Here is a 2,034-nt window from a genome sequence, read left to right as displayed (position 1 = left end):
GTGCGCCACGATCACGCCGATGCGGTACAGACCATCATTGCGCCGCATCCGCTCGTGGCTCTGCCAATCGGCGTCGGTGCTCATCTGGCGGACCAAGGTGTACGACCTCGAGGCCGGATCGTCGACGCACCGCAGGTCGGGGCCGGACGGGACGTAGGGCAGGCCTGTGGCCTCGAGGTCGGCGTAGCCGAAGGCGGCGGACAGGGAGAACGCGCCCGCCGGAGCGCGGCCGTCGCCCTCGGCCTTGACGGGTCCCGCGACGCCACCGACGGCGCCGTCCGACGAGCGGTGGAGTCCGATTCCCCATCCGAGCCCGCTTCGGCCCACGACGACGGGCACGGTCGCGCCGACCTCGAGCCAAGCACCACCGCCTTCTCGCTCGAATCGCCGGAGCGAGCCGTCGGTGGCGGACCAGTCCGACGTGGTCACGACGACGAGTTGGCTCGTCGAATCCGGGATCGGACTGACGAGAAGCGACAGGACGAAGGCGACGAGGACGAGCATGGCGACGGGAGCTGTCGTGTCAGTCGGTTCGCCCTCGAGGACGGACCCTAGGCGGCGAGTCCGAAGACCTCGCCCTTAAGCGTTCCAAAGTCGATCGGCTTGGTGAGGTAGCCCCTCGCACCGCTTTGCAAGGCCGTCGCCTCCAAGACGCCGTCGTCGTAGGCGGTGACCATGTAGACCTGGAGGTCGGGGAACTCGCCGGTCACCTTCTCGAGCAGGTCCAAGCCGCTCATGCCCGGCATGTTGATGTCCGACAGGACGACCACGACATCGGCCGCCTCGCCGCCCCGGAGCTTCTCGAGGGCCTCCTCGCCGCTCGTCGCGAACACGAACTCGAGCTCGCCGCGGCGGACCTCGCGGCGGAACTTCTGCGTGAACAGGAACTGGACGTCGGCCTCGTCATCGACGACGAGGGCGCGGAGAGGAACGTCGGGCATGCGAGTAGAAACCGAGGGATGGGGAGAGTACGCCTCAGCCGCCGAACCGTTGCGCGAGGGGACGCCGATTGGCCGCGCCGACGCGATCTTCTTTGCTCCTCCCCTCTCCAGGATGCCCTCCCCCGCGATCGGCCGGCTCCACGTCCTGACGGACTTCCACTTCCAGCAGCGCTGGACGCACGCCGAGCTGGCGCAACGCGCCCTCGAGGGCGGAGCGGACACCGTCCAGTTTCGGCACAAGACCGGCACGACGCGCGACAAGATGTCCAACCTCATACCGACGGTCGAGGCGTGCCACGAGCGTGACGCGCTGTGCTTGGTAGACGACCACCTCGACCTCGCCCTGGCAGCAGGAGCAGACGGCGTTCACCTCGGAGCGAGCGACCTCCCCATCGCCAGCGCACGCGCCATCGCGGATCAACTCGACCGCCCCTTTATCGTCGGCGCGACCGCCACGGCGACAGCGGCTGCCCTCGAGGCCGAGGACGCCGGCGCGGACTACATCGGATTCGGCCCTGTCTTTCGGACGTCCTCGAAGGCGAACCCAGCATCGGTGAAAGGCCTCGATGGACTCGCTACCGTCGCTGACGCGGTCTCCATCCCTGTCATCGCCATCGCGGGCATCACGCCGGACCGCGTTCGTCCGTGCCTCGAGGCCGGCGCGTGGGGCGTCGCCGTCATGACCGCCGTCACGACGGCTCCCGACGTTACAGCCGCCGCCCGCTCGTTCCGCGTCGAGGTCGACGCCTGGCTCGCCTCGAGGGCGGCATGAGCGACCATCCTCCCGCTCTTTCCTACCGCGTCGAGCTCCAGCGCAAGGCGATCCATCTGGGCGCGCTCGTGCTCCCGCTCGCCATCCTGGCGCTCCCCACGCCGACCGTCCGCGTCGGGTTGACGGTGCTCGCCGTGCTGGCGTTCGTCCTCGATGTGGCGCGCCAGCGCGTGGCCGTCGTTCGCGACCTGATCGTGGGCGTGTTCGGCTGGATGATGCGGCCGGAGGAGCTGCCGGAGCCCGGAGAGCCGCTGGTCTTTAACGGCGCCGTCTGGATGTGCGTCTCGGCTGCGCTGTGCGCCTGGGTGTTCCCGCCGGACC

Annotated in this window: 3 protein-coding genes and 1 pseudogene; 2 read left to right on the top strand and 2 right to left on the bottom strand. The window is 69.3% G+C overall.

Annotation, left to right across the window (positions count from 1 at the left end):
- Together WBA11_RS01585 and WBA11_RS01580 are read right to left on the bottom strand one after the other, a co-directional pair.
- Positions 1 to 504: L,D-transpeptidase family protein (locus WBA11_RS01585; RefSeq protein WP_424518978.1), on the bottom strand; the 504-nt coding region annotated here is incomplete at its 3' end.
- A gap of 47 nt (positions 505 to 551) precedes the next feature.
- Positions 552 to 941 carry a response regulator gene (locus WBA11_RS01580; protein ID WP_424518977.1) on the bottom strand — a complete coding sequence of 130 codons (390 nt, stop codon included), beginning with the start codon at positions 939 to 941 and terminating at the stop codon, positions 552 to 554.
- A 112-nt stretch (positions 942 to 1,053) separates the two neighbouring features.
- Between WBA11_RS01580 and thiE the strand changes: the two genes are divergently transcribed.
- Positions 1,054 to 1,713, top strand: coding sequence for a thiamine phosphate synthase (thiE, locus tag WBA11_RS01575; protein ID WP_424518976.1), 660 nt, complete (start codon positions 1,054 to 1,056; stop codon positions 1,711 to 1,713).
- Positions 1,710 to 2,034 (top strand): annotated as a pseudogene (locus WBA11_RS01570) (phosphatidate cytidylyltransferase); the annotation flags it as partial. The gene thiE and the pseudogene WBA11_RS01570, both read left to right, overlap by 4 nt.

Source organism: Rubrivirga sp., from assembly GCF_049648075.1.
GTDB lineage: Bacteria > Bacteroidota > Rhodothermia > Rhodothermales > Rubricoccaceae > Rubrivirga.
The sequence above is the reverse complement of the archived record's forward strand: the minus strand, read 5'-3'. Positions and strand labels throughout refer to the sequence as shown.

What these genes read in the sequence shown, in the direction of transcription:
- thiE (WP_424518976.1), top strand. Translation starts at nt 1,054, where the DNA reads ATGCCCTCCCCCGCGATCGGCCGGCTCCACGTCCTGACGGACTTCCAC.
- WBA11_RS01580 (WP_424518977.1), bottom strand. Translation starts at nt 941, where the DNA reads ATGCCCGACGTTCCTCTCCGCGCCCTCGTCGTCGATGACGAGGCCGAC.